This is a genomic window from Halopseudomonas sp. MFKK-1 (assembly GCF_027474385.1).
Lineage (GTDB): Bacteria > Pseudomonadota > Gammaproteobacteria > Pseudomonadales > Pseudomonadaceae > Halopseudomonas > Halopseudomonas aestusnigri.
Genome location: NZ_CP114836.1, coordinates 441,864 through 467,291 on the forward strand (window position 1 = coordinate 441,864; position 25,428 = coordinate 467,291).

23 protein-coding genes and 1 riboswitch are annotated in these 25,428 nt (G+C 63.2%); of the genes, 17 read left to right on the forward strand and 6 right to left on the reverse strand.

Translation table 11 applies throughout. The features are described 5' to 3' along the window. Nucleotides 1-149 precede the first annotated feature (149 nt). Nucleotides 150-250: riboswitch (guanidine-I (ykkC/yxkD leader) on the forward strand. 53 nt (nt 251-303) lie between these two features. The 9 genes from O5O48_RS01965 (at nt 304) to O5O48_RS02005 (ending at nt 12,284) form a co-directional block, all read left to right on the forward strand. Continuing rightward, nucleotides 304-1,347 (forward strand): putative urea ABC transporter substrate-binding protein, encoded by a 1,044-nt coding sequence (locus tag O5O48_RS01965; RefSeq protein ID WP_269688007.1) that lies wholly within the window; start codon nt 304-306, stop codon nt 1,345-1,347. Between the two features lie 46 nt (nt 1,348-1,393). Next, nucleotides 1,394-2,212 (forward strand): ABC transporter permease, encoded by an 819-nt coding sequence (locus O5O48_RS01970; protein ID WP_269688008.1) that lies wholly within the window; start codon nt 1,394-1,396, stop codon nt 2,210-2,212. After that, on the forward strand, nt 2,212-2,994 hold the full coding sequence (locus O5O48_RS01975) for an ABC transporter ATP-binding protein (protein ID WP_269688009.1): 783 nt from the start codon (nt 2,212-2,214) through the stop codon (nt 2,992-2,994). The genes O5O48_RS01970 and O5O48_RS01975 overlap by 1 nt, the downstream gene beginning before the upstream one ends. Before the next feature lie 26 nt (nt 2,995-3,020). Next, nucleotides 3,021-3,737, forward strand: a complete 717-nt coding sequence (locus tag O5O48_RS01980) for an urea amidolyase associated protein UAAP1 (protein ID WP_269688010.1) — start codon at nt 3,021-3,023, stop codon at nt 3,735-3,737. An 11-nt stretch (nt 3,738-3,748) separates the two neighbouring features. After that, nucleotides 3,749-4,387, forward strand: coding sequence for an urea amidolyase associated protein UAAP2 (locus tag O5O48_RS01985; RefSeq protein ID WP_269688011.1), 639 nt, complete (start codon nt 3,749-3,751; stop codon nt 4,385-4,387). Nucleotides 4,388-4,610: 223 nt separating this feature from the next. After that, complete coding sequence (gene uca, locus O5O48_RS01990; protein ID WP_269688012.1) at nt 4,611-8,225, forward strand: urea carboxylase; 3,615 nt, start codon at nt 4,611-4,613, stop codon at nt 8,223-8,225. Nucleotides 8,226-8,373: 148 nt separating this feature from the next. Continuing rightward, on the forward strand, nt 8,374-9,804 hold the full coding sequence (locus tag O5O48_RS01995) for an alanine/glycine:cation symporter family protein (RefSeq protein WP_269688013.1): 1,431 nt from the start codon (nt 8,374-8,376) through the stop codon (nt 9,802-9,804). Nucleotides 9,805-9,858: 54 nt separating this feature from the next. Further along, nucleotides 9,859-11,262: an aspartate ammonia-lyase gene (locus tag O5O48_RS02000; RefSeq protein WP_269688014.1), complete on the forward strand. Its 1,404-nt coding sequence runs from the start codon at nt 9,859-9,861 to the stop codon at nt 11,260-11,262. Beyond that, nucleotides 11,259-12,284 (forward strand): asparaginase, encoded by a 1,026-nt coding sequence (locus O5O48_RS02005; RefSeq protein ID WP_269688015.1) that lies wholly within the window; start codon nt 11,259-11,261, stop codon nt 12,282-12,284. The genes O5O48_RS02000 and O5O48_RS02005 overlap by 4 nt, the downstream gene beginning before the upstream one ends. Here the strand turns inward: O5O48_RS02005 and O5O48_RS02010 are convergent. Further along, entirely contained in the window at nt 12,281-13,108 is an 828-nt protein-coding gene (locus O5O48_RS02010) for a helix-turn-helix transcriptional regulator (protein ID WP_269688016.1), read from the reverse strand. The two genes, O5O48_RS02005 and O5O48_RS02010, sit on opposite strands and share 4 nt — an antisense overlap. A 186-nt stretch (nt 13,109-13,294) precedes the next feature. On the opposite strand from O5O48_RS02010, the gene O5O48_RS02015 reads away from it, so the two are divergent. From O5O48_RS02015 to O5O48_RS02030, 4 genes are all read left to right on the forward strand, one after another. Further along, complete coding sequence (locus O5O48_RS02015; RefSeq protein ID WP_269688017.1) at nt 13,295-14,881, forward strand: peptide chain release factor 3; 1,587 nt, start codon at nt 13,295-13,297, stop codon at nt 14,879-14,881. 267 nt (nt 14,882-15,148) lie between these two features. Then, nucleotides 15,149-15,946: a TatD family hydrolase gene (locus O5O48_RS02020; RefSeq protein ID WP_269688018.1), complete on the forward strand. Its 798-nt coding sequence runs from the start codon at nt 15,149-15,151 to the stop codon at nt 15,944-15,946. A 34-nt stretch (nt 15,947-15,980) separates the two neighbouring features. Further along, nucleotides 15,981-16,451: a multidrug transporter gene (locus O5O48_RS02025; protein ID WP_269688019.1), complete on the forward strand. Its 471-nt coding sequence runs from the start codon at nt 15,981-15,983 to the stop codon at nt 16,449-16,451. Nucleotides 16,452-16,463: 12 nt separating this feature from the next. Then, nucleotides 16,464-17,282 carry an SDR family oxidoreductase gene (locus O5O48_RS02030; RefSeq protein WP_269688020.1) on the forward strand — a complete coding sequence of 273 codons (819 nt, stop codon included), beginning with the start codon at nt 16,464-16,466 and terminating at the stop codon, nt 17,280-17,282. On the opposite strand, the gene O5O48_RS02035 is transcribed toward O5O48_RS02030, so the two are convergent. Beyond that, the gene (locus O5O48_RS02035) at nt 17,283-18,314 is read right to left on the reverse strand and encodes a Leu/Phe/Val dehydrogenase (RefSeq protein ID WP_228245400.1); all 1,032 of its coding nucleotides are present in this window, start codon (nt 18,312-18,314) and stop codon (nt 17,283-17,285) included. Nucleotides 18,315-18,425: 111 nt separating this feature from the next. On the opposite strand from O5O48_RS02035, the gene O5O48_RS02040 reads away from it, so the two are divergent. Continuing rightward, the gene (locus tag O5O48_RS02040) at nt 18,426-19,283 is read left to right on the forward strand and encodes a Tim44 domain-containing protein (RefSeq protein WP_269688021.1); all 858 of its coding nucleotides are present in this window, start codon (nt 18,426-18,428) and stop codon (nt 19,281-19,283) included. Between the two features lie 209 nt (nt 19,284-19,492). Here O5O48_RS02040 and O5O48_RS02045 read toward each other — a convergent pair whose 3' ends face one another. Together O5O48_RS02045 and O5O48_RS02050 are read right to left on the reverse strand one after the other, a co-directional pair. Next, nucleotides 19,493-20,047 carry a response regulator transcription factor gene (locus tag O5O48_RS02045; RefSeq protein WP_269688022.1) on the reverse strand — a complete coding sequence of 185 codons (555 nt, stop codon included), beginning with the start codon at nt 20,045-20,047 and terminating at the stop codon, nt 19,493-19,495. Beyond that, a complete protein-coding gene (locus tag O5O48_RS02050; RefSeq protein ID WP_088274615.1) occupies nt 20,047-21,315 on the reverse strand; it encodes an ATP-binding protein in 1,269 nt (422 codons plus the stop codon). Before O5O48_RS02050 ends, O5O48_RS02045 begins: the two co-directional genes overlap by 1 nt. Nucleotides 21,316-21,467: 152 nt before the next feature. Between O5O48_RS02050 and O5O48_RS02055 the strand changes: the two genes are divergently transcribed. After that, the gene (locus O5O48_RS02055) at nt 21,468-22,169 is read left to right on the forward strand and encodes an SIMPL domain-containing protein (RefSeq protein WP_228245402.1); all 702 of its coding nucleotides are present in this window, start codon (nt 21,468-21,470) and stop codon (nt 22,167-22,169) included. A 31-nt stretch (nt 22,170-22,200) separates the two neighbouring features. Here O5O48_RS02055 and O5O48_RS02060 read toward each other — a convergent pair whose 3' ends face one another. Further along, the gene (locus tag O5O48_RS02060; RefSeq protein WP_088274611.1) at nt 22,201-22,416 is read right to left on the reverse strand and encodes a hypothetical protein; all 216 of its coding nucleotides are present in this window, start codon (nt 22,414-22,416) and stop codon (nt 22,201-22,203) included. 62 nt (nt 22,417-22,478) lie between these two features. Further along, entirely contained in the window at nt 22,479-23,162 is a 684-nt protein-coding gene (locus tag O5O48_RS02065; RefSeq protein WP_269688023.1) for an energy-coupling factor ABC transporter permease, read from the reverse strand. A gap of 147 nt (nt 23,163-23,309) precedes the next feature. On the opposite strand from O5O48_RS02065, the gene O5O48_RS02070 reads away from it, so the two are divergent. Together O5O48_RS02070 and O5O48_RS02075 are read left to right on the forward strand one after the other, a co-directional pair. After that, nucleotides 23,310-23,486, forward strand: coding sequence for a DUF3094 family protein (locus tag O5O48_RS02070; protein WP_088274608.1), 177 nt, complete (start codon nt 23,310-23,312; stop codon nt 23,484-23,486). A 105-nt stretch (nt 23,487-23,591) separates the two neighbouring features. Then, nucleotides 23,592-24,917 (forward strand): NAD(P)/FAD-dependent oxidoreductase, encoded by a 1,326-nt coding sequence (locus O5O48_RS02075; RefSeq protein WP_088274606.1) that lies wholly within the window; start codon nt 23,592-23,594, stop codon nt 24,915-24,917. Nucleotides 24,918-25,428: the final 511 nt, after the last annotated feature.

The following is a 25,428-nucleotide window of genomic DNA, read 5'->3' on the forward strand; positions in this document are numbered from 1 at the left end:
GCGGCGCACCACGAGTGCGCACCCTTCTTCATGCACCGTCCTGGTGCCCAGCCCCAAGTGCCCGTATTCCGGGGCTTTGCCCATTCTGGTCTGCATATTGCTTTGAACTGAGCGTTCGCACTCCGCACGACCGCGCGACACACAATTTGCAAATAGAGCGCTAGGGTTCCGGCCGCTGTAGCGGTGACTGGTCCGAGAGCACTCGACCTTTCAGACAAAGGTTACACGGCGGGATAAAAGCCCGGGAGACGATTGGCACCACTGCCAGGAGTGCTCTACGTGACATTGACTGAGAGGTTTCCGATGAAAAGATTCTCCGCCCTGCTGCTCAGTTCCCTGCTGCTGTCGACCACAGCCCAGGCCCAGGACAGCTTCAAGGTCTGCTGGTCGATCTACGCCGGCTGGATGCCCTGGGCCTACGGCGCCGAAAGCGGCATCGTCAAGAAATGGGCCGACAAGTACGACATCAACATTGATGTGGTGCAGATCAACGATTACATCGAGTCCATCAACCAGTACACCGTGGGCGAGTTCGACGCCTGCTCCATGACCAACATGGATGCACTGACCATTCCGGCCGCCGGCGGCGTCGACAGCACTGCACTGATCGTCGGCGACTTCTCCAACGGCAACGACGGCATCATCCTCAAGGGCGAAAGCGAACTGGCCGCCATCAAGGGCCAGAACGTCAATCTGGTCGAGCTGAGCGTGTCCCACTACCTGCTGGCCCGCGCACTGGACTCGGTAGGTCTCAGCGAAGCCGATGTGCAGGTGGTCAACACCTCGGACGCCGACATGGTCGCGATCTACGGCACCGACGATGTCACCTCGGTCGCGACCTGGAACCCGCTGCTGAGCGAAATCAGCGAGCAACCCAGCAGCACCGTGGTGTTCAACTCGGCGCAGATTCCGGGCGAAATCATCGACCTGCTGGTAATCAATACCGAGACATTGAATGCCCATCCGGAACTGGGCAAGGCCCTGACCGGTGCCTGGTACGAAATCATGGCGACCATGAGCAGCGACAGCGAACAGGGTGTTGCCGCCCGCAGCTACATGGCTGAAGCCTCCGGCACCGATCTGGCCGGTTACGAAGCCCAGCTCGCCGCGACCAAGATGTTCTACACCCCGGCCGCCGCACTGGAGCTGACCAACAGTGCGCAGCTCAAACAAACCATGCAGTACGTCGCCGAGTTCTCCTTCGACCACGGCCTGCTGGGTGAAGGCGCACCGGATGCCGGTTTCATCGGCGTGCAGATGCCCGCCGGCGACTACGGCGACAACAGCAACCTGAAGCTGCGCTTTGACCCGACCTACATGCAGATGGCTGCCGATGGCGCGCTCTGAGCCCTGAAACACACCGGGCGCGGCTGCGCGCCCCAGCGGGATGCATATGAAGCGACTGATCAATCTCACACCACCACCGGCCAGCCGGCTGTTCCTTGGCCTGCTGCCGTTCGCGCTGCTGTTGCTGCTGTATGTGATTGCATCGGACGCACGGCTGGCCGAGAACGCCAACGACAAGCTGCTGCCGGCGTTCAGCCAGATGGGGGAAGCCATTGACCGCATGGCGCTGGAGCCGAGCAAGCGCACCGGTGAATACCTGTTCTGGCAGGACACCGCCAGCAGCCTCAAGCGCCTCGCGCTGGGCGTGCTGATCGCCGCCGCCATCGGCCTGGCGCTGGGGCTGTTTACCGGCGCCCTGCCACTGGTACACGCCGGGGTCAGCCCGCTGCTGACGGTGGTGTCGCTGATACCGCCGCTGGCGATTCTGCCGGTGCTGTTCATTCTGTTCGGCCTCGGTGAAGCCTCCAAGGTGATCCTGATCGCCATCGGTATCACCCCGTTCATCGCCCGCGACCTTCAGCGCCGCACCCAGGAAATCCCCAGCGAGCAACTGGTCAAGGCGCAGACTCTGGGCGCCAACACCAGCCAGATCATGGTCCGTGTGCTGCTGCCGCAACTGATGCCGAAACTGATCGACGCCGTGCGCCTGTCGCTGGGCGCGGGCTGGCTGTTCCTGATCGCCGCAGAGGCCATCGCCGCCACCGACGGTCTGGGCTACCGCATCTTCCTGGTGCGTCGCTACATGTCGATGGACGTGATCCTGCCGTATGTCGCCTGGATCACCCTGCTGGCCTTCCTGTTCGACTGGCTGCTGGCGACCCTGTCGCGCCGCCTGTTCCCGTGGAACGCCCAAGGAGCCCACTGATGATTGAAGTCAAGAACGTCGGCAAGAGCTACGACGGCAACCCGGTACTCGAACGCCTGAACGTCACCGTTCAAGAGGGCGAGTTCGTCACCCTGGTCGGCGCCTCCGGCTGCGGCAAGAGCACCTTTCTGAAAATGCTGCTGGGCACCGAATCACCGACCAGCGGTGAACTGCTGCTCGACGGCAAGCCGATTGCCTCCGAACCCGGCCCGGATCGCGGCATCGTCTTTCAGCAGTATTCGGTGTTCCCGCACATGACCGTGCTGGAGAACGTCATAGCGGCGGTCGGCTTTGCCCAACGCGGGCTGACCGGTTACCTGTTCGGCAGCAAGCGCAAGCAGGCCCGGCAGGACGCCGAAGCGATTCTCACCGAAGTCGGCCTTGGCCACGCGCTGAAGAAGTACCCGCACGAACTGTCCGGCGGCATGAAACAGCGCCTGGCGATTGCCCAGGCACTGCTCGGCAAGCCGCGCATTCTGCTGCTGGACGAACCCTTCGGTGCACTTGACCCAGGCATCCGCGCCGACATGCACGAACTGGTGCTGCGCCTCTGGCAGGAACACAAGCTGACCATCTTTATGGTCACCCACGACATCAAGGAAGGCTTTCACCTCGGCACCCGCCTGTGGGTGTTCGACAAGGTGCGGCACGACCCGCACGCACCGCAAGCCTACGGCGCCACCATTACCTACGACCTGCCGATCGACCACCGCGCCCGGCAGCCGGCGCCGCAAACCACCGAACAAACCATTGCCCCGCTGCTGGCCGAAGCCGCCAGCTGAGCCACCGAACCACGGAGACAAGGCAGATGACGCTGAATACCTATACCACCGACATTCCCGGCGCCAGCCACTGGTCCCTGCGCGTGCGCAAGGGCACCCTGATGCGCCTGACCGACCTGGTCGGCGACGCCAATGTCGGCATGCTGTTCTACAACCCGGAAAACCTGCTGGAGCGTTACAACGCGCCAGACACCCTCAAGTGCCAGCACACTTTCAAACTGACCCGCGGCAATTGCCTGTATTCCGACATGGGCCGCATCTTCGCCTCCATCGTTGAAGACGATCTGGGCTGGCACGAAAGCGTCTGTGGCAACAGCAACGCCGCTCAAGTGGCCGAGCGCTGGGGCGCACGCGACTACCAGAACGCCCGCAATGAATGGCACCAGAACGGCTACGACGCCTTCCTGGTCGAGCTGGCCAAATACGGTCTGGGCCGCGCCGACATGGCCGCCAACCTGAACCTGTTCAGCAAGGTCGCCACTGACGATGAAGGCCGCATGCAGCTGATCGGCGGCCACAGCAAGGCCGGCAGTCAGGTCGCCCTGCGCTTTGAGATGGACACCTTGGTCGTACTGCACACCTGCCCGCACCCGCTCAGCAGCGCCGACAGCTACCCCTACACGCCGGTGCGCATCGAGCTGAGCCAGGCTGCGCCGGTCAGTGATGACGACTTCTGCCGCAACTTCCGCCCGGAAAACCAGCGCGGCTTCCAGAACAACGCCCTGTACCACCTGGGCAAGTAAGCGAGGACACCATGATCAAGCACAGCTCCCTGCTCCCCGAGAACGCCACCTCGCGCACCACCATCGGCGCCGGCGATTACTACATCGGCATCGTCAAGGCCGGCCAGACCCTGCGCCTGCTGGACCTGGAAGGCAATCAGGCCGCCGACACCCTGTTCTTCAGCGCCGCCAATCCGGTCGAGCGCTACAGCGCCACCGACACCATCCGCGAACAGGGCAACGTCTACCTGACCGCCGGTTCGGTAATCCGCTCGAATGAAAACAACCCGATGCTGGAAATCGTCGCCGATACCTGCGGCCGTCACGACACCCTCGGCGGCGCCTGCGCCAGCGAAAGCAACACCGTGCGCTACGACCTGGAAAAGCGCTGCATGCACTCGTGCCGTGACAGCTGGATGCTGGCCGTAGCGGAGAACCCGCAGTACGGCATCAGCAAGCGCGACATCACCCACAACATCAACTTCTTTATGAACGTGCCGGTCACCGCCGAGGGCGGCCTGACCTTTGAAGACGGCATCTCCGGCGCCGGCAAATACGTCGAACTGACCGCGCTGATGGACGTGGTGATCCTGATCTCCAACTGTCCGCAGCTGAACAACCCGTGCAACGGTTACAACCCGACGCCGGTAGAACTCCTCGTCTGGAACTGAGGGAACCACGGAGAAGCTGCCTGCGTTGCTGCTGCAGCGTTGAAACAGGCTCAAAAATGCTCATTTACCCACTTGTAAACTGCGCTTTTTTCGCCTGTTTCGCCTCGCATCAGCTGCCTCGCCAACGCTTCTCTGCGGTCCCTGTGAAACGTGACACAACATCTTCAGTGGACGACCACTGTCGTAAGAAGCAGCCTGGGACGGCCCGGCAAAGGCTAGCGACATGTTCAACAAGGTTCTGATCGCCAACCGTGGCGCCATCGCCACCCGCATCATCCGCACCCTGCGCAACCTGGGTATCGGCTCAGTCGCCGTCTACGCCGAATGCGACGCCGACAGCCTGCACGTGCGGCTCGCTGACGAGGCCTACAGCCTCGGCGAAGGCGCCGCCGCCGACACCTACCTGCAGGTCGACAAACTGCTGGCCATCGCCGCCGACACCGGCGCCCAGGCCATCCACCCCGGTTACGGCTTCCTCAGCGAGAACGCCAACTTCGTGCGCCGCTGCGAGGCCGCCGGTGTCGCCTTCATCGGCCCGACGCCCGAACAGATGCTGGCCTTTGGTCTCAAGCACCGCGCCCGCGAGCTGGCCGAGCAGGCCAATGTGCCGCTGCTGCCGGGCACCGATCTGCTGACCGATCTGACTGCTGCCAAAACCGAAGCGGCGCGCATCGGCTACCCGGTCATGCTCAAGAGCACGGCGGGCGGCGGCGGTATCGGCATGCAGCTGTGCCACAGCGAAGACGAACTGATCGGCGCCTTCGACAGCGTCAAGCGCCTCGGCGCCAGCAACTTTGCCGACGACGGCGTGTTCCTGGAAAAATTCATCGCCCGCGCCCGACATATCGAGGTGCAGGTGTTTGCCGACGGCAAAGGCAACGCGCTGGCACTGGGTGAGCGCGACTGCTCCAGCCAGCGCCGTAATCAGAAGGTGGTTGAAGAGTGCCCGGCGCCGAACCTGAGCGACGCGGTACGCAGCGAGCTGCACGCCACCGCTGAAAAGCTGCTGTCCAGCGTCAGCTACCGCAACGCTGGCACCGTCGAATTCATTTACGACGCCGACAGTCATCAGTTCTACTTCCTGGAAGTAAACACCCGCCTGCAAGTTGAGCATGGCGTCACCGAGGAGGTGTTCGGCGTTGATTTGGTCGAGTGGATGGTACGTCTGGCCGCAGGCGAAGAGCTGGAGCTGAACGCTCGCCGCGCCAACCTTGCACCCAAGGGCCATTCCATTCAGGTGCGTCTGTACGCCGAAGACCCGTTCCGCGACTTCCAGCCCTGCGCCGGCCTGCTCAGCGAAGTGGCCTTCCCGTACGGTGACGGCATCCGCATCGACCACTGGATCGAGTCCGGGCTGGAGGTACCGCCCTACTTCGACCCGATGCTGGCCAAGGTCATCGTCCACGCTGAGGACCGCGCTGCGGCGCTGACCAAACTGCAGAACACGCTGGACGCGACCCGCCTGTACGGCAGCGAAACCAACCTCGACTACCTGCGCGCGCTGACCCGCGACCCGGCGCTGCTGGCAGGCGAGGTCACCACCCGCTACCTCAACAGCTTCCGCTTCCAGCCGGCGCGCATCGACGTGCTGGCCGGCGGCACCCAGACCACCATTCAGGACTTTCCGGGCCGCACCGGCAGCTGGGATGTCGGCGTGCCGCCGTCCGGCCCGTTCGACAGCTACGCCTTCCGCCTCGGCAACCGCCTGCTGAACAACCCGGCCGACGCAGCGGGACTGGAAATCACCCTGCAAGGCCCAACCCTGCGTTTTGCCAGCGCCAGCCAGATCGTGCTGAGCGGCGCTGCGATTGACGCCAAGCTGGATGACCAGCCAATTGCCGCCTGGCAGGTCATTGATATTGCCGCAGGGCAAACCCTGACCCTCGGCCGCATCAAGGACGCCGGTGCCCGTGCCTATCTGGCGGTGCTCGGCGGCCTGCAGTGCCCGGATTATCTGGGTTCCAAATCCACCTTCACCCTCGGTCAGTTCGGCGGCCACAACGGCCGCGCGCTGCGCACCGGTGACGTGCTGCACCTGAGCGCAGGTGTCAGCCCGGTTGCGCCTGCCGAAGTACCCGGCGAGCTGCGCCCGGCGATCAGCAATCAGTGGGAGCTGCGGGTGATCTACGGCCCGCACGGCGCGCCGGATTTCTTTACCGGCAAGGACATCGACAGCTTCTTCGCCACCGACTGGGAGATTCACTACAACTCCAGCCGCACCGGCGTGCGTCTGATCGGGCCGAAACCGGAATGGGCGCGCAAGGACGGCGGCGAAGCCGGTCTGCACCCCTCCAACATTCACGACAACGCCTACGCCTTCGGCACCGTCGATTTCACCGGCGACATGCCGGTGATCCTCGGCCCGGACGGCCCGTCACTGGGCGGCTTCGTCTGCCCGGCGACCGTGATCACCGCCGACCTGTGGAAACTCGGCCAGCTGCGCGCCGGCGACAAAGTGCGCTTTGTACCGGTCAGCATCGAGCAGGCGGTTGCGCTGGAAGCGGCGCAGATCGAGCAGATCGACGCACTGGCCGCCACGCCAGTTGAATGGCAGCCGGTGCCAGTCGACAGCCCGATCCTCAAGCGCCTGCCCGCCGAGCAGTTCGGTGACGAAATCGTCTACCGCGCCGCCGGCGACCACTTCCTGCTGGTCGAGTACGGCGAGCAGATGCTCGATATCCGCCTGCGCTTCCGCGCTCACGCGCTGATGCAGTGGCTGCAGCAGAACCCGGTGGCCGGCCTGCGTGAGCTGACCCCGGGTATCCGCTCACTGCAGGTGCATTTCGACAGCCAGCAATTGAGCCATGACGCGCTGCTCGAGCATCTGTTCAAGGCAGAACAGGCACTGTCGGAGCGCCTCAACGAGCTGGCCGTACCCTCGCGCATCGTGCACATCCCGCTGTCGTGGGATGACCAGGCCTGCCAGCTGGCGATCGAAAAATACACCCAGTCGGTGCGCAAGAATGCGCCCTGGTGCCCGAGCAATCTGGAGTTCATCCGCCGCATCAACGGGCTGGACAGCATCGACGACGTCAAGAAGGTGCTGTTCGAGGCGTCGTATCTGGTCATGGGCCTCGGCGACGTCTACCTCGGCGCGCCGGTGGCCACACCGACCGATCCGCGCCACCGTCTGGTCACCACCAAGTACAACCCGGCGCGCACCTGGACCGCCGAAAACTCGGTCGGCATCGGCGGCTCCTACCTCTGCGTCTACGGCATGGAAGGCCCCGGCGGTTATCAGTTCGTTGGCCGTACCCTGCAAATGTGGAACCGCTACCGCCAGACCCGCGAGTTCAGCAAGCCGTGGCTGCTGCGCTTCTTTGACCAGATCCGCTTTTATGAGGTCAGCCACGAGGAGCTGCAGCAGATTCGCCGCGACTTTCCGCAGGGCCGCTATCCGCTGCGCATCGAGGAAAGCCAGTTCAGCCTCGCCGAGCACGAAGCCTTCATCAACGACAACGCCGACGACATCGACGCCTTCAAGCAGCAGCGCAACGCGGCCTTCGCCGAAGAGCTGCGCCAGTGGCACGCCAACGGCCAGTTCAACTTCGAAAGCGAGGAGCTGGAAAGCAGCGACGAGGACGTCAGCTGGCCGGAAGACAGCGTCGGTGTCGACAGCCCGGTGTCCGGCAGTCTGTGGCAGGCCGAGGTCAAGGTCGGTGATACCGTCAAGGCCGGGCAAACCCTGCTGATTCTCGAATCGATGAAGATGGAGATTCCGCTGCAGGCGCCGTGCGACGGCGTGGTCACCCATGTACTGCAGCAGCCCGGTGGGCGGGTGCAGGCCGGTCAGCCGCTGGTGGTGCTGCGCGACGAGGCATTGGAACAGATCGCCTGACGCAGAAAAACAGACGCTGCCTGATGCCCTAAACGCATCAGATAGCGTCTTTTCGTATCAGTTTACAAACTCCCCAAGCGCGTACTCGCGCGTTTCAATGAGCCTCCCCAACCGACAATAAAATTCGGCTCACCGAAAGGAGTAGATCATGCTATCCGCCCTCAGCGACCTGCTGTGGAGCAAGATTCTGATTGCCATGCTGGTCGGCATCGGAGTCTGGTTCACCATCGCCACCCGCTTCGTTCAGTTTCGTTACTTCGGCAAGATGTTCGGCATCCTCACCGCTAAGCATCACGAGGCGGACGGACGCCACCTCAGTTCCTTTCAAGCGCTGATCCTGTCGGTTGCCGGCCGGGTCGGCGGCGGCAATATCGCCGGCGTGGCGGTCGCCATCACCCTCGGCGGCCCCGGCGCGATCTTCTGGATGTGGGTTGTCGGCCTGATGGGCATGGCGACCAGCTTCATCGAATGTACCCTCGCCCAGCTGTACAAGACCGCCGAGCCGGACGGCGCCTACCGTGGCGGCCCGGCGCACTATATCGAGCGCGGCCTGGGCCGCAACTGGAAGTGGCTGGCGATGGTGTACTCGGTGCTGCTGCTGGTGACCTTCGGTATCGGCTTTATCGCCCTGCAGTCCTATGCGGTCGCCACCTCCCTGCAGGATGCGTTCAGCATTCCGCTGTACTACAGCGGCATCGGCCTGGCACTGGTGGTCGGCCTGATCATCTTCGGCGGCGTCAAACGTATCGCCCAGGTCGCCGAAGTGCTGGTGCCGATCATGGCTGGCGGCTACCTGCTGATCGCGGTGGTGGTACTGGGCCTGAACTTCAGCGAGATTCCCGCGACTCTCAAGCTGATCGTGGAGAGTGCCTTCGGCATTGGCCCGGTGGTCGGCGGCGGTATCGGCGCGGCAATCCTGATGGGCGTCAAGCGTGGCCTGTTCTCCAACGAAGCGGGCCTCGGCAGCGCGCCCAACGTGGCAGCGGTGGCCTTCGTCCCGCACCCGGCCAATCAGGGCGTGGTGCAGTCGTTCTCGGTGTTTATCGACACCATCGTGCTGTGCACCTGCACCGCGCTGATCATTCTGATGGGCACCGCGTATGACCCGACGCTGGCCGACGCCAGTCAGGGCGTCGCCCTGACCCAGGCCTCGCTGGCAACCCATATCGGCGAATGGGGCCGGGTGTTCGTCAGCATCGCGATGCTGCTGTTCGGCTTCAGCACCGTGCTCTACAACTATTATCTGGGCGAGAACAGCGTCAGCTACCTGACCTCCGGCCGCAGCAACGAGTTCGTCATGAACGGCTTCCGGGTGGTGGTGATCTGCCTGTGCTGTCTGGGCGCGATCATGGATCTGGGCACCGTATTCGGCTTCGCCGACCTGACCATGGGCCTGCTGGCACTGGTCAACCTGATTGCCTTGACCCTGCTGTTTAAAACCGGCAAGCGCGTGCTCGCGGACTACGACCGCCAGCTCAAGAGCGGCAACAAGACGCCGACCTTCCACGCAGAAGAGTACGCCGACCTGGATCTGGACCACGAGTCCTGGCCGGCCAGCCAGCGCAACGACAACCACTGACCCCTGCCCCGAGCGCCGGGCCCCCGGCGCTCCGTTTCCTCTGGAAGCACACCCATGAATACCCGTTCAGAACACGATCTGCTTGGTGATCTCGATGTACCCGAAGATGCCTGGTACGGCATCCAGACCCTGCGTGCGGCGGCCAACTTCGCCATTACCGGGGTGCCGATTTCCCACTTCCCGGAGCTGATTCAGGCACTGGCGCAGGTGAAACAGGCCTCGGCGCTGACCAACCGCGACTTCGGCCTGCTCAGTCAGGAAAAGACCGACGCCATCGTCTCCGCCTGCGAAGACATCGCCAGCGGTCTGTATCACGACCAGTTCATCGTCGACGTCATTCAGGGCGGCGCCGGCACCTCGACCAACATGAACGCCAACGAGGTGATCGCCAACGTCGCACTGGCCAAGCTCGGGCACGGTCGTGGCGAGTACCGCTATCTGCATCCGAATGACGACGTCAACCGCTCGCAGTCGACCAACGACGCCTACCCGACCGCCGCGTGCCTCGGCATTCAGTTTGCCGCCGACAATTTCGTCCCCGCGCTGGCCTCGCTGAAGGCCGCACTGGAAGACAAGGGCCGCGAGTTCGCGCATATCCTGAAGATGGGCCGTACCCAACTGCAGGACGCCGTTCCGATGACGCTGGGCCAAGAGTTCGACGCCTTTGCCGTCAACCTCGGCGAAGACATCGACCGCATCCGCGAAGCCTGCGCGCTGCTGTGTGAGGTGAATCTCGGCGGCACCGCCATCGGTACCGGCATCAACACCCCGGATGGCTACTCGGCCAAGGTGGTCGCACGGCTGGCCGAGGTGTCAGGCAAACCGCTGGTCCCGGCCTGCAACCTGGTCGAGGCGACGTCCGACATGGGCGCCTTCGTGTTCTTCTCCGGTATCCTCAAGCGCCTGGCGATCAAGCTGAGCAAGATGAGCAACGACCTGCGCCTGCTCTCCAGCGGCCCGCGCACAGGGCTCGGTGAAATCCAGCTGCCGCCGATGCAGCCCGGCTCCTCGATCATGCCGGGCAAGGTCAACCCGGTGATTCCCGAGGCGATGAACCAGACTGCGTATCAGGTCATCGCTGCCGATCTGGCGGTGACCTTGGCCGCGGAGGCCGGGCAGCTGCAGCTCAACGCGATGGAGCCGATGATCATCTACAACCTGCTGAACTCGCTGAAGATGCTCAAGGAAGCCTGCCAGATGCTCGAACATCGCTGCATTCGTGGCATCATCGCCAACGAACAGGCCTGCGCCGCCCACGTCGACAACAGTATCGGTATCATCACCGCGCTGGTGCCGCACATCGGCTACAGCAATGCCTCGCGCATCGCCCATACGGCGCTGATGACCGGCAGCACGATCAAGGCGCTGATCATCGAGGAGAATCTGATGAGCGAATCGGAACTCAACCGCCTGCTGAGCCCGCAGTCCATGCTGGCACCGCAAAAGGCCGCCTCATGACCGCCGAGGTGCTGATCCTGCACACCGGCGGCACCATCGGCATGGTGCCCGGCCCGCATGGGCTGGCACCGGCCCCCGGTCTGCGCCAGCGTATCGAGCAGCAGTTGGGCAGCAGCCTGCAACAGTTGCCCGGCTTCGACCTGCTGGAGATCGACCCGCTGATCGACAGCGCCAACATCACACCGGCGCACTGGCAGCAGCTCGCCGCGCTGCTGGCCGAACACTGGGAGCGCTACCGCGGCTTCATCATTCTGCACGGCACCGACACCATGGCCTACAGCGCTGCGGCCCTAGCGTTCATGCTCGGCGCCAGCGAACGCAACGTGCTGTTCACCGGCTCGCAGGTGCCGCTCGGGCTGCCGCGCAGCGACGCGGTGGCGCACCTGCAGGCGGCGCTACAATTGGCAGCCGGGCCGCGCCTGCGCAATGTCAGCCTGGTGTTCAACAACCGACTGCTCAACGGCAGCCGCCTGCGCAAAGTCAGCAGCCAGCAGTTTCACGCCTTCGACACCCCCAACGCGGCGCCGCTGGCCGAACTCAATATCCGCCCGCAGCTGTATACCGAGCGATTGCTTGGCGAAGCCATCGCCAGCCGTCATCCGCGCGAAGCCGCCGCCCTCGACTTCCAGCCGGGTGCGGTTGCCATGCTCTGCCTGCATCCATCGATGCCGCCAGCCCTGTACGACGCGATTCTGGCCGACAGTAACTGCAAGGCGGTGGTGTTGCAGAGTTTCGGCGCGGGCAACGTGCCCAGCCGCGATCCGGCGTTCGATGCCTTCATCAAGCGCGCCGGAGCAAGTGACAGGGTCATGGTCAACGTGACCCAGTGCCTGCAAGGCGGCATCAGCCCCGGCGCCTATGCCGCGAGCGCGGGCCTGCAGGATCAGGGTGTGCTGAGTGGCGGTGACATGACACCGGAAGCGGCGTTCTGCAAACTGCACTGGCTGCTGGCAGGCGGGCGCGATACAGCAGCCGTAATCCGCGACTGGTCACTCAACCTGAGCGACGAACGGACGATCTAAAACCGTGCCCGGAAGTGCCACTCTCCCGGGCCAATGTCGTTGCGGATCGCCGCGCGGATATCCGCGTCCAGCGCCGGATCATCACAGGCGTACAGCCCGCACAGCGCCAGCACCCGCTGCCGATCCACCTCACGCCCGAGGTACTCGTACAGCACCCGTGTACAGCACGGCACCCGCTCGCCACTGCCGGATACGCCGATGCGCAGACCGGTCAGGCGATCCACCCGGTTGCGGAACGAGGGATAGAGTACCGTCTGGGTCATCTCGAAGTTGGTCAGGGTTTCGTAGTCGGAGAGAAAGATACGGTCCGACAGGAACTGCACCATGCCCCGGTAAACACCGTGAAACGGTTTGCTGCCCGTCCGCTCGCGAATGCGCTCGGTACGCTGGTAGTAGGTCTTGCCGTCGTGCTCTTCCAGACACACCAGCGTGCGCAGGATGCTGCCGGGATAGGCCATCGACAGGTAGTACTCGAAGTAATAGCCGAGGTATTTGTCGAGCCCGTTCTGGCCGGCACGGTTCAGCCGCTGCAGGTATTGCTGCTCCAGCGAGTCGGGCTGTAACGGCAGCAACGCCGTTCGCTCGCCCTGCTGCGGGCGCACCTGAATCAACCGCTGGAACTGGCCGTGGGGCAACAGCATCTCGTGAACTTCAACACCGAAAAAGTCGCACAGTCGGCGCATGGTGCTGTCGGACGGTCGATTGATGCCGTTCAAATAGCGATTGAACTGAGGGCGGTTGATACCCAGCCGTCGACACACCTCGGCGGTGGACTTGTAGTAGCTGCACAGCAGCCGCAGGTTGTCGCCAAAATCATCGTGCATGGTCGCCCTCACTCGTGACCGCAATGGTAGTTCAAACTGCCGGCAGGCGACACCGGGCGCTGTACACGTTTTAGCCTTTGTCATCCCCCGCCCGATCAGCGACAATACGCAGCTATTTTTCAAGCCTCGTCCGGACCCGGCCTGCACCATGCAGCGACCGCGTCCCGCCACTACTCAGTAGCCGACATGTCCAACGCCATCGAAAAAGAAGTCGCCAAACGGCGCACCTTCGCCATCATCTCTCACCCGGATGCGGGTAAGACCACCATCACCGAACGTCTGCTGCTCATGGGCCAGGCGATTAGCGTGGCCGGCACGGTCAAATCGCGTAAATCCGACCGCCACGCCACCTCCGACTGGATGGCGATGGAAAAGGAGCGGGGCATTTCGGTGACCACGTCGGTGATGCAGTTCCCCTATCGCGACGCGATGGTCAACCTGCTCGACACCCCCGGCCACGAAGACTTCTCGGAAGATACCTACCGTACCCTGACCGCGGTGGATTCGGCGCTGATGGTGCTCGACGGCGGCAAGGGTGTCGAGCCGCGCACGATCGCGCTGATGGACGTCTGTCGTCTGCGCGACACGCCCATCGTCAGCTTCGTCAACAAGCTCGACCGCGACATCCGCGACCCGATCGAGTTGCTCGACGAAATCGAAGCGGTCCTGAGCATCAAGGCCGCCCCGATCACCTGGCCGATTGGCTGCTACCGCGACTTCAAGGGCGTCTACCACCTGGCCGACGACAAGATCATTGTCTACGTCCCGGGCCACGGCCACGAGCGCACCGAGCAGCAGGTCATCGATGGCCTGGACTCCGATGCCGCCCGAGCCCATCTGGGCGATCTGTACGACGACTTCGTCGAGCAACTCGAACTGGTACAGGGTGCCTGCCACGAGTTCGATCAGGACGCCTTCCTCAAGGGCGAACTGACCCCGGTATTCTTCGGTACGGCGCTGGGCAACTTCGGTGTTGATCAGGTGCTGGACGCCATCGTCGACTGGGCCCCGCGCCCGCAACCACGCGCCAGCCACGAACGTGAGGTGCAGCCGACCGAAGCGCCGTTCACCGGTTTCGTGTTCAAGATCCAGGCGAACATGGACCCCAAACACCGCGACCGCATCGCCTTCGTGCGTATCTGCTCCGGCCGTTACGAAAAGGGCATGAAGCTGTTCCACGTGCGCACCGGCAAGGAAGTGCGCATCGCCGATGCGCTGACATTCTTCGCCGCCGAGCGTGAGCATCTGGAAGAAGCCTGGGCCGGCGACATCATCGGTCTGCACAACCACGGCACCATCCAGATCGGCGACACCTTCACCGAAGGCGAGAAGATCGGTTTTACCGGCATCCCGCACTTTGCCCCGGAGCTGTTCCGCCGTGTGCGCCTGAAAGACCCGCTGAAATCCAAGCAGCTGCGCCAGGGCCTGCAAGAGCTGGCCGAGGAAGGCGCCACCCAGGTGTTCTTCCCCGAGCGCAACAACGACATCATCCTCGGCGCAGTCGGTGTACTGCAGTTCGACGTGGTCGCCGAGCGCCTGAAGCAGGAATACAAGGTCGAGTGCATGTACGAACCGGTCAACGTCTGGTCCGCCCGCTGGGTCGAATCCGGTGATCGCAAGAAACTCGACGAATTCAGCAAGAAGGCCACCGAGAACCTCGCAGTCGATGGCGGCGGTCACCTGACCTACCTGGCGCCGACCCGAGTCAACCTCAGCCTGACCGAAGAACGCTGGCCGGAAATTGAATTCCGCGCGACGCGAGAGCATCACTGAGCCGCTACGCGGCTCAGCTGCAAGCCTCAAGCTCCAAGTAACACCCGTGCGGTCACCAGCTGCGCGGGTAGTTTGAGGGCACTGCAACTGCAAACGACCACGATAACTTCCACCGCACTCCCGCAAGGCCCACAGTCTGTCCTCGCTTTTCGCTTTTCGCTTTTCGCTTTTCGCTTTTCGCTTGTAGCTTGTAGCTTGAGGCTTGCAGCTGAGCCGCGCAGCGGCTTCCGGCTTGCAGCTCGCTACGCGTAAGCGTAGCGTTCCCCCATGCCCTACATCGACACCCACACCCATCTCGACTTCGCTGCCTTCGACCCTGATCGCGATCAGGTGTTGAGCGACTGCGCGCGCCTGGGTGTCGAGCGGCTGGTGCTGCTGGGTGTCACGCAGGGCAACTGGGATCGAATCTGGCAGCTGTGCCGGCAGCACGACAATCTGTTCGCCGCCTTTGGATTACACCCGATGTTTATGGACGAGCACCGTGACGGGCACATTGGCGCTTTGCAGCAAATACTGGCAGAGCGGCTGGACGATCCGCGCTGCTGCGCCGTTGGCGAATACGGGTTGGACTACTGGGGCAAGAACGCAGACCGCAACGCCCAGCAGCAGTTGTTCGAGGCGCAGTTGCAGCTGGCGGTCGATTGCCGTCTGCCCAGTTTGCTGCACGTGCGCCGCGCCCACGCCGATGTGATCGCCACACTCAAGCGCTACCGCCCGGCGCGCGGCGGCATTATCCATGCCTTCAGCGGCAGCCCGGAAGAGGCCCGCGAGTACCACAAGCTGGGCTTCAAGCTGGGCCTGGGCGGCGCCGCCACCTGGCCGCAGGCAACCCGGCTGCGTCAGACCATCGCGCTGCTGCCCGGTGAGCAACTGGTGCTGGAAACCGACTCGCCCGACATGGCGCCGGCCTTCCACGCCCACCAGCGCAACAGCCCCGCACTGCTGCCACAGATAGCCAAAGAGCTGGCCGCCCTGCGTGGCGAATCACTCGACGAGTTCAGCGCCCGGTGCTGGCAGAACAGTTGCGAGCTGTTTCAGTGGTCGCCGCCAGCCCTCCCGGCTTGATAGAGTTATAGCCTGTTCCAAGGAGGACCAACCCATGCCCTACGGCATAGCCCTGTTTCTGATCTGGCTGGTACTGCTGTTGCGCTTCCCGCGGGTGATGCTGCCGGTCAGTGCTGTGGTTGCCGGCCTTGCCTTGCTGCTCGGTGCGGTCGTCGGCGTGTTGCAGTGGCAACAGAGCCAGCGCATCGACCGCCTTGCCTTCGACCTCAGCTATCAGCCCGACAGCTGCCCGTTCGGCCAGCCGCTGGCGGTGCGAATTCACAACGGCGGCGATCTGACCGCGCGCAATATCAGCTGGCAGCTGTGGGTCAACCAGCCCGGTTACAACTCCAACCTGGTGGACGTGGCCAGCAGCGACCAGCGCTTTACCCTGGGCCCCGATCTGCTACCCGGCGCCGACACGCTGATCTGTTACAGTCTGCCGCGGCTGCGCCGCGGTTACCGCGAATCCGAGCTGCAATACCGCGCCGATGCGGTGCGCGCCGACTTTATCGAAGAACAATAAGGAGCCTCACCCATGACCCAACCCGTCGCCCTGATCACCGGCTGTTCCTCCGGCATTGGTCAGGCTCTGGCGCTCGTCTGCCTGGACGCCGGCTATCAGGTATTCGCCGCCGCGCGCCGTGTCGACACCCTGGCGCCGCTGACTGACAAGGGCGCCATCGCCATCGAACTCGATGTGAATGACGCCGCCCAGCGCAGACAGTGTGTCGAGCAGATTCGCGAGCAGGCCGGTCGCCTGGACCTTTTGGTCAACAACGCCGGGTACGGTGCCATGGGGCCAATCATGGATGCCGATCGCGAGACCCTGCTGCGCCAGTTCGACACCAACGTCTTTGCCCCGCTGCAACTGGTTCGCGACAGCGCCGAGCTGCTGCGCACCGCCAAGGGCCTGATCGTCAATATCGGCAGTGTGTCCGGCGTCACCACCACGCCGTTCTCCGGCGTGTACTGTGCCTCCAAGGCGGCGCTGCATGCGATTTCCGACGCGCTGCGCATGGAGCTGCATCCGTTCGGCATCCAGGTCATGACGGTCATGCCGGGGGCCATCGCCTCGGACTTCGGCAATAACGCCACCGCGGCGATAACCATGGCCGACAGTTCCTGGTTCAAGCCCTGGGAAAAAGCGGTACAGGCCCGCGCCAAGGCCTCGCAAAACGCCCGCTCAACCAGCGCGAAGGACTTTGCCCGCGAGCTGCTCGGCTACATCGGCAACCCGGTGCGGCCGGAGAACGTGCTGATCGGCTCCGGCGCGCGCAGCATGGTGCGCCTCAAGCGCTGGCTGCCGACATCGATCCTCGACAAGCGGATGCGCCAGCGCTTCAAGCTGGAGTAATCAGAGCGCGTCCTCGTCATAGAGCAACTGCTCCGCCTGCCGGTCGGCCACTTCGGCAGGCGAGCGCCCCTGCGCAAGGCTCTGTTCAAAGATCGAATCGAGCCGGCTGCCGATATTCCTGATCCGCCCCGCAATGTCGCCGGCCGCAACGCCCCGGTGCGTCAGCGCGACATGCAACAGACCACCCGCGTTGATGACGTAGTCGGGCGCATACAGAATCTCGCGCATCCGCAACTGTTCGCCCAACGCTGGCTCGACCAGCTGGTTATTGGCGGCGCCGGCCACCACCGCGCAGCGCAGCCGGGTGATGCTGCGCTGATTGATGACGCCGCCCAGGCCGCAGGGTGCAAACACATCACAGGGCGCCTCGTAGACGGCATCCGGAGCCAGTGGCTGGGCGCCGAGTTCCTCTTCAGCCAGCCGCACCCTGCCCTGATCCAGATCGGCCACCAGCAGCTCGGCGCCCTCGGCCTGCAGCAGCTGCGCCAGCGCATATCCCACATTGCCCAGCCCCTGCAGGGTGACGCGCACCCCGTCGAGCGATTCCTGACCGAGCCGCGCCCGCACCGCCGAACGTATCCCGGCCAATACGCCGAGCGCCGTGTGCGGCGAGGGGTCACCGGCATGCGTAGTGCTGGTCACGTGGGCGGTTTGCTGGGCAATGCAGTCCATATCGGCACTGCTGGTGCCGCTGTCCATCGCCGTGATGTAACCCCCACGCAGCGATTCAATACAGCGGCCAAAGGCCTCGAACAGCGCGGCCCGATCGGCAATGTGCGGCTGACGCAGAATCACCGCCTTGCCGCCGCCCTGGTCCAGCCCCGCCAGCGCTGCCTTATAGCTCATACCGCGGGCCAGACGCATGGCGTCAGCCATAGCGTCGTCGACACTGTTGTAGGCGAGATACCGGCACCCGCCAAGCGCCGGGCCCAGACGCGTATTGTGGATCGCAACAATGGCTTCGAGTCCGGTCGCCTGGTCGGAAAAGAAGTGCAACCCTTCCATACGTTCGGCACGCATCGCTGTAAACATGTACGCTCTCCCGCTTTCTTCGGTTGTCTGAAACAACCATACACACTAAACCCGTTCCTTGCCTGCGCCTCTTTGGCAAACTTGGCATCCCCTGTATTCGGAGGTTATTACATGCGTTGGTTGTTGCCGTTTTTTACCGTGATGCTGATGGTTGTTGTCAGCACACCTGATGCCGAAGCCCGCCGCATGGGCGGTGGCAAGAGTTTCGGCAGCGCGCCGACCCACCAGAGCGCACCCGTTCAGCGTCAGGCTGCACCGCGCGATCAGCAAGCGGCTCCCAACCGTCAGCAAACCGCTGCGGGAGCAGCCACCTCTGGCGCCAGCCGCTGGCTGGGCCCGCTGGCCGGTATCGCCGCAGGTGGTCTGCTGGCGTCCATGCTGTTCGGTGACGGCTTCGAGGGCATTCAGCTGTTCGACATTCTGCTGTTCGGCCTGATCGCCTTTGTTCTGTTCAAGCTGTTCAGCCGCCGCCCGCAGGCCGCGCAGCAGCGCCAGCCGCAATGGCAGCCGGCCGGCGGAGCGCCTATGCAGCGCGAGCCGGTGCAGAACTGGGAGCCAGCGCATACCGCACAGCCCGCTGCCGCTGCGCCGATTGACGCCCCGGCCTGGTTCGACGCCGAGGTATTCCTGCGTGGTGCCAAGGAGCATTTCTATACCTTGCAACGCCACTGGCGTGACGGCGACAGCGCCGGCATGGCCGAGTACCTGAGCCCCGAGCTGCTGCAGCAACTGCTGGCCGCACGCGAGGAATCGCCGCCAACCGCCAATGGCTTCGTCGACGAGCTGACCGCGCGTCTGGACGGTGTCACCCAGGCCAACGGCCGCACACTGGTAACCGTCAGCTTCAATGGCCTGGACCGAGACAGCGCCGAAGACGCAGGCCAGTGGTTCGATGAAAGCTGGGCGCTGGAACGCGCCGATGGCGACAATCAGCCGTGGATTATCACGGGAATTCGGCAGAACGGCTGAGCGCGCCGCAGGCGCGCACTTAGCCGTCAGCGGCAAGCGGCAAGCGGCAAGCGTGCTAAACATGCGCTTCGGCTCAGGACCGTCAAATGTTTCCTAAAAAACTTTGACGCCATTGCCCGCCTCAAGAAAAAACCGCGCGATTAGCATCAGCGCGGTTTTTTCTTGTAGCTTGTAGCTTGTAGCTTGCCGCTTGCAGCTGGCGCGAAGCGCTAGCGGCGCACCGGCCTCTTCTGCAGTTTGCGCTGCAGAGTCCGCCGGTGCATTCCCAGCGCCCGGGCGGTCGCGGAGATATTGCCGTCATGTTCGGCCAGTACGCGCTGGATGTGTTCCCACTGCAGCCGGTCAACCGACATCGGGTGCTCAGGCACCAGCGACTCGGGATCGGCCTGTTCCGACAGCAAGGCAGTCAGAACGTCGTCGGCATCGGCGGGTTTGCACAGGTAGTTGCAGGCGCCGCGCTTGATCGCCTCTACGGCGGTGGCAATGCTTGAGTAACCGGTCAGGATCACGATACGCAGATCCGGATACAGCTCCAGCAGCTTCGGCATCAGCACCAGCCCGGAGTCTCCTTCCATCTTCAGGTCCAGCACCGCGTAATCGGGCCGACGCTCACGCGCGATGCGCATGGCCTCGTCTGCTCCGCCTGCGGTTTCTACCTGCAAGCCACGGCGACTCAATGCCCGCGCCATGACCCGGGTAAAGGTCGGATCGTCATCCACCATCAGCAGCAGCGGCTGATCTTCCTGAGTCGTCTCTTCAGTCATCAATTTTCTCCTGTCACCACCGGCAACCGTACTTCGGTGAGGGTACCACCACCATCCTGATTAAACAGCTTTACACTACCGCCCAATCGCGAAACGGCGGCCTGACTGAGGAACAGCCCAAGCCCGAACCCCTTCTTGCCCTTGGTCGTGACAAACGCGGTACCCAGCTGTTCGGCAATATGCAACGGCACACCCGGACCATGATCCCGAATACGCAGAATAATCTGGCCGCTGTTCCAGTGCAGACTGATCTGAATGTTGTCCGGACAGGCATCAGCGGCATTGTTCAACAAGTTGAGAATACCCTGACCCAGCTCAGGCGTCGCCCGCAACAGAGGCGCAGGCTCCTGCGGCAAGGGTTGCAGTTGCCAGGACGCCTCGGGGCGCATCAGTTGCCAGCGCGCCAGCATCGCACGCAGCCACTCGTCACCCGCCTGTACCTTCTCCGGTTGACGGCGACTGTCTTCCGCACTGCGCACCATGTGCTGCAGGCTCTCCTTGCACAGCTTAACCTGCTCCTGCAGAACGGTAAGGTCCTCCTGCAACTGCGGATCACTGTAATCCTTGCTGATTTCCTTGAGCAGCACACTCATGGTCGACAGCGGCGTAGACAGTTCATGGGCGGCGCCAGCGGCGACGCTCGCAATCCCCAGGAGTTGAGCATCTCGCGCGCTCTGCTCGCGGCGCTCGGCCAGCCGATCAGCGTGCAGACGCAGCGCGTCGGCCATCCGCACGACAAACAGGCTGATCAGGCCGGCGCTCATGGCAAAGTTGAGCCACATGCCGATGACGTGCAGATTGATGAGGCCGCCGGCGAGTGGAATCTCGAAGGCGTTGAGCGGCATATACCAGACCAGCAGCGCACTGTAGGAGGTCACCGCAACGATCGCCAGGATGGCGGTAAAGAACCAGGGGAGCGTCGCGGCGGCAATGGTCAGCGGTACAAGATAATAAGACACGAAAGGGTTGGTCGGGCCGCCCGAGTAATAAAGCAGGACGCTGTGGATCGCCATATCGAACAGCAGCTGCAGGGCGTACTCGACACTGGTGACCGGCCAGCTGCTGCGCAGCCGCAGCAGCGTCAGAATGCTTACTCCCGCCGAGACACTCAGGGTGATCAGCAGCGGCGTCCAGGGTAATGGAAACCAGCCGCTGAGATAGGCCGCCATCACCGATATGCTTTGGGCCAGCAGGACCAGCAGACGAATCAGTACTACCCGCCAGAGATTCTGACTCGACGGCGAGAGGGCCAGCGTATTGAGGCTCATAAGGGTTCGGTGCGGCACGCAAAAAACTCCAGTATAGGAAGCTCGACGAATGGCGCCGAGGTGACACAGGGTCGCACAATCAGGCGCAGCCGGGAATCGGGAACCAGCAGCGTTTGCATGGGTCTGACTGTGCACTGAACAAGGAGAACACCATGGGTAAACCACTTCTGCCAATGACTGGCCTGCTGCTCGCCGGATCGCTGCTTGCCGGCGGCGCCCAGGCGGATGACATCCGCTACAACCAGATATCGCTGCGCACCCAGGTCGAGCAGGCGGTCAATCATGACACCATGCAGGTGACCTTCTACACCGAAGCCCAGGACCGCGACCCGGCCAAGCTGGCCGAAACCATTACCCGCCGCCTCAATGCCGGTCTGGAAACCGCACGCAAGGCCAGCGGCATCCGCGTCAGCAGCGGTAACCGCAGCAGCCACCCGGTCTATGACGAAAAGGGCGAGAATATCGTGGGCTGGCGTGAACGCGGTGAGATCAGCATCGAGGGCAGTGACTTCGCGGCCATCTCGGCGCTGACCGGCCAAATGCTTGGCGAACTCAGCCTCGGCAGCATGCAGTTCAGCCTGTCGGCCGACAGCCGCAGACAGACCGAGGACCAGCTTATCGCCAAGGCCATCGAGGCGTTCAAGGCCCGCGCCGATATCGCCACCCGCAGCCTTGGCGGCAGCGACTACAAGATTGTCAACCTGAACCTCAATACCCAGTACATGCAGCCAATGCGCTACCGCGCCGAAAAGGTCATGATGGCTGCCGACATGTCAGGCAGCGCGCCTGAGGTGGAAGGCGGCCAATCCGACGTCACTGTCAGCGCCGACGGCGTGATCGAAGTGCGCGACTGACCTGTCAGCAACAACCGTTCATGCGCCCTGCTCAGGGGCGCATGAAGGCGTACTCTTCATCGTCATCCAGGTTGTTGGCGAGAAAGTTCAGTTCACTGGCAATATCCTGCTGCGTGCGCGCCTTTTTGTAGACCGCAATGACTTCACTCATCAGCGCGCGGGCCAGCGCCTGCTCGTCATGGCCGGCAGCGGCGGCCTTTTCGATGGCCTCAGCCATGACCTGTTTGGCAATTGTGTAGGCAGACATGTCTTCTCTCCTCTGTGGTAGCTCATTTGAACACCCGGCACGGCGCACGACATTGATCTGCCTCAGGATTTGTCATCGTCCAATGGCGCCTGCAGGTAACGATCGGTATTGAACGTCTCAACCCAGTCCGGATGAAAGACAATCAGCGCGGCGATTACCGTGCCATTGATAAAGGCCTCGGGAAACATGACCAGCAGCAGATACCCAAACAGCTCGACCAGGCTGTCCGGCGCCTGCAACTGGCCGGACCAATGCAGCAACCCCATGCCACTGAGCACCGTACCCACCGCGCTGAGACCGGCGGCAAAGAAGCCACTGATGAAGATATACAGAAACAGATTTCGGGGCTGCCTCGACTCCAGCGCCCGGGCTATCGCCACCGTGATCAGCACCGGCACCAGCAACCGCAGCAGACCGTTGGCTCCCAGAGCAGCAACGTCGTCCTGACCCAGCAGCACCAGCGCCAATTGCGCCAGCGCACCGGCCACCAGTGCCAGCGGCCAGTCGAGAATCAGAGTCACTGCGGTTACACCGATGAAATGCATGGTCAGACCGCTATCGAACTCGCGGCGAACCAGCCAGAGTACGGCCAACGCAAACGCGCTGCCGTAAAACAGATGCTGACGACGGCTGTCGGCGATCAGCTCAACCCAGCTGACCCGCGCCAGCGCCCACAGCGTGGCCGCGCCGTAAATCAGCAGACAAAGCGTCAACTGCAGGGGTGTCAGTAGTGCATCGGACAGCATGGCGACCTCCAGAGCCGGTGGCAGCGATGATAGCAGGCTGATCCAAAGGAGTAATGCAATCACCCCGGCAAGGGTCTAGAATGACCGCAAAGTCAGTCAAGCCTTAGCCGCAGCAACGTACTGCAACGACACAAGAAGGCCATCCCAATGCCCAGCCGACTCCACCCCGAAGACCAGAAGCGCGTTGACGAATACCTGTCCTCCCCGGTTCACCGGGTCGAGCGCCGCCCTTTTCGCGTATGGATCCTGATCGCCCTGGTGGCGGGCTCGGTCATTGGTCTGGGCCTGCTGTCACGCCTGCTGGCCCAGTTTGCGGTTGCCTGATCATTCGGCCAACCGGTCACTGCCCGCCACTCCAGCCCTGACGCCCAGCGTGCCCGCTTTCGGCCGTTGACTGACGCCCGTTTCCATTATCCGTGAGAAACCAAGATGTCAGACTCCAACGCATCTCCCGCAGTACCACCGCGCATTGTCGTTGTCGGCGGCGGCGCCGGCGGGCTTGAGCTAGCCACCCGACTGGGGCGCAAACTGGGCCGCAAGGGCAAGGCCAGAATTACCTTGGTCGACGCCAACATGACCCACATCTGGAAGCCGCTGCTGCACGAAGTCGCCGCCGGCTCGCTCAATTCGACCGAAGATGAGCTGAATTACGTCGCCCAGGGCAAGTGGAACCACTTCAACTTTCAGTTGGGCGCCATGACGAGTCTGGATCGCGAGCGTCGGACCATCCAGCTGGCCGCCATCCATGACGAGAACGGCGACGAGCTGATCGCCCCACGCGAGCTGGACTACGACTACCTGGTGATCTCCGTCGGCAGCACCACCAATGACTTCAATACCCCGGGTGCAGCCGAGCACTGCCTGTTCCTCGACACCCGCGCCCAGGCCGAGCGCTTTCATCGCAGCCTGCTCAATCAGTACATGAAAGCGCAGGCAAGCGAACGTGGCACCACCCGAGAGCCCATCAACGTTGCCATCATTGGCGCCGGGGCCACCGGGGTTGAACTGTCTGCGGAACTGCACCACGCAGCGCAGATGCTGCGGGCCTACGGCTTCAACCGGATCAGCCCGGAAGACCTCAATATCAACATCATCGAGGCCAGCCCGCGCCTGCTGCCGGCACTGCCGGAACGCATCAGCGGCCCGGTGACCGAAATCCTGCGCGACCTCGGCGTGCACCTGCACACCGGATCACCGGTCAAGGAGGTCAAGGCAGACCGACTGGTACTCGGTAACGGCGAAGAGATTCCCGCCAGCCTGAAGGTCTGGGCTGCCGGCATTCGTGCGCCGGCATTTCTGGCAACCCTCGGCATGCCGACCAACCGGATCAACCAGCTGGAAGTGGACCGCACCCTCAAGGTCAACGGCGAAGAGCGCATCTATGCCTTCGGCGACTGCGCCGCCTGCCCCACTGACGAGCCCGGCAAGTTTGTTCCACCACGCGCGCAGGCCGCCCACCAGCAGGCCAGCCTGCTGGCAAAAAACCTCTGCCGCCTGCTGGAAGGCAAGCCGCAGAGCGAATACACCTACCGCGACTACGGCTCGCTGATCTCGCTGTCGAGCTTCAGCGCCGTCGGCAACCTGATGGGCAACCTGACCGGTAACGTGATGCTGGAGGGGCGTCTGGCAAGGATGTTTTACGTGTCCCTCTATCGCATGCACCAGATGGCCCTGTACGGCGTTCCACGTACGTTGATGCTGATGTTGAGCGACCAGTTCGGCCGACCGACCGAACCGCGCCTGAAGCTGCACTGAGCGCCTCTGAGGCCACCAACAAACCCCGCCACGTGCGGGGTTTTGTTTTGGTGCGTCGCGAACTATCGACTGGGTGGCGCGACAGGCAAGAGACCAAAGCCGTTAACCAAATAGCCGAATGATGGAGTGGGCACCGGGGTTCGTCCCGTTTACGCGGGCGAGTAGCGCAGGGCCGGCGGGAAAAAGAGTCGCAGCATGTTTGAGGGGCGCAGCCCCGAGTTCTGCGACTCCCCGTCGGCCAGAGCAACGCAGCGAACCCGAAGGGCCGCGTAGCCGGGTGCCCGGGGGATCGCCAAGGGGGGCCGGGCAAGCGCCCCCCTTGGCTCGCCGCGAAGGCGAAAAGCGGATTCAGTGGCAGCGCAATACAGGAACTAACCGCGCTACTTGCCTTTCCATGCTTAAACGGCGCGCTCGAGGTGGATGCCGGGGCACACGCTTGTTAACAAACGAGACTACAGACGCAGCCATGGCATACCCAGACGCCAACCACAAACGCGAAAAAACCCGCACA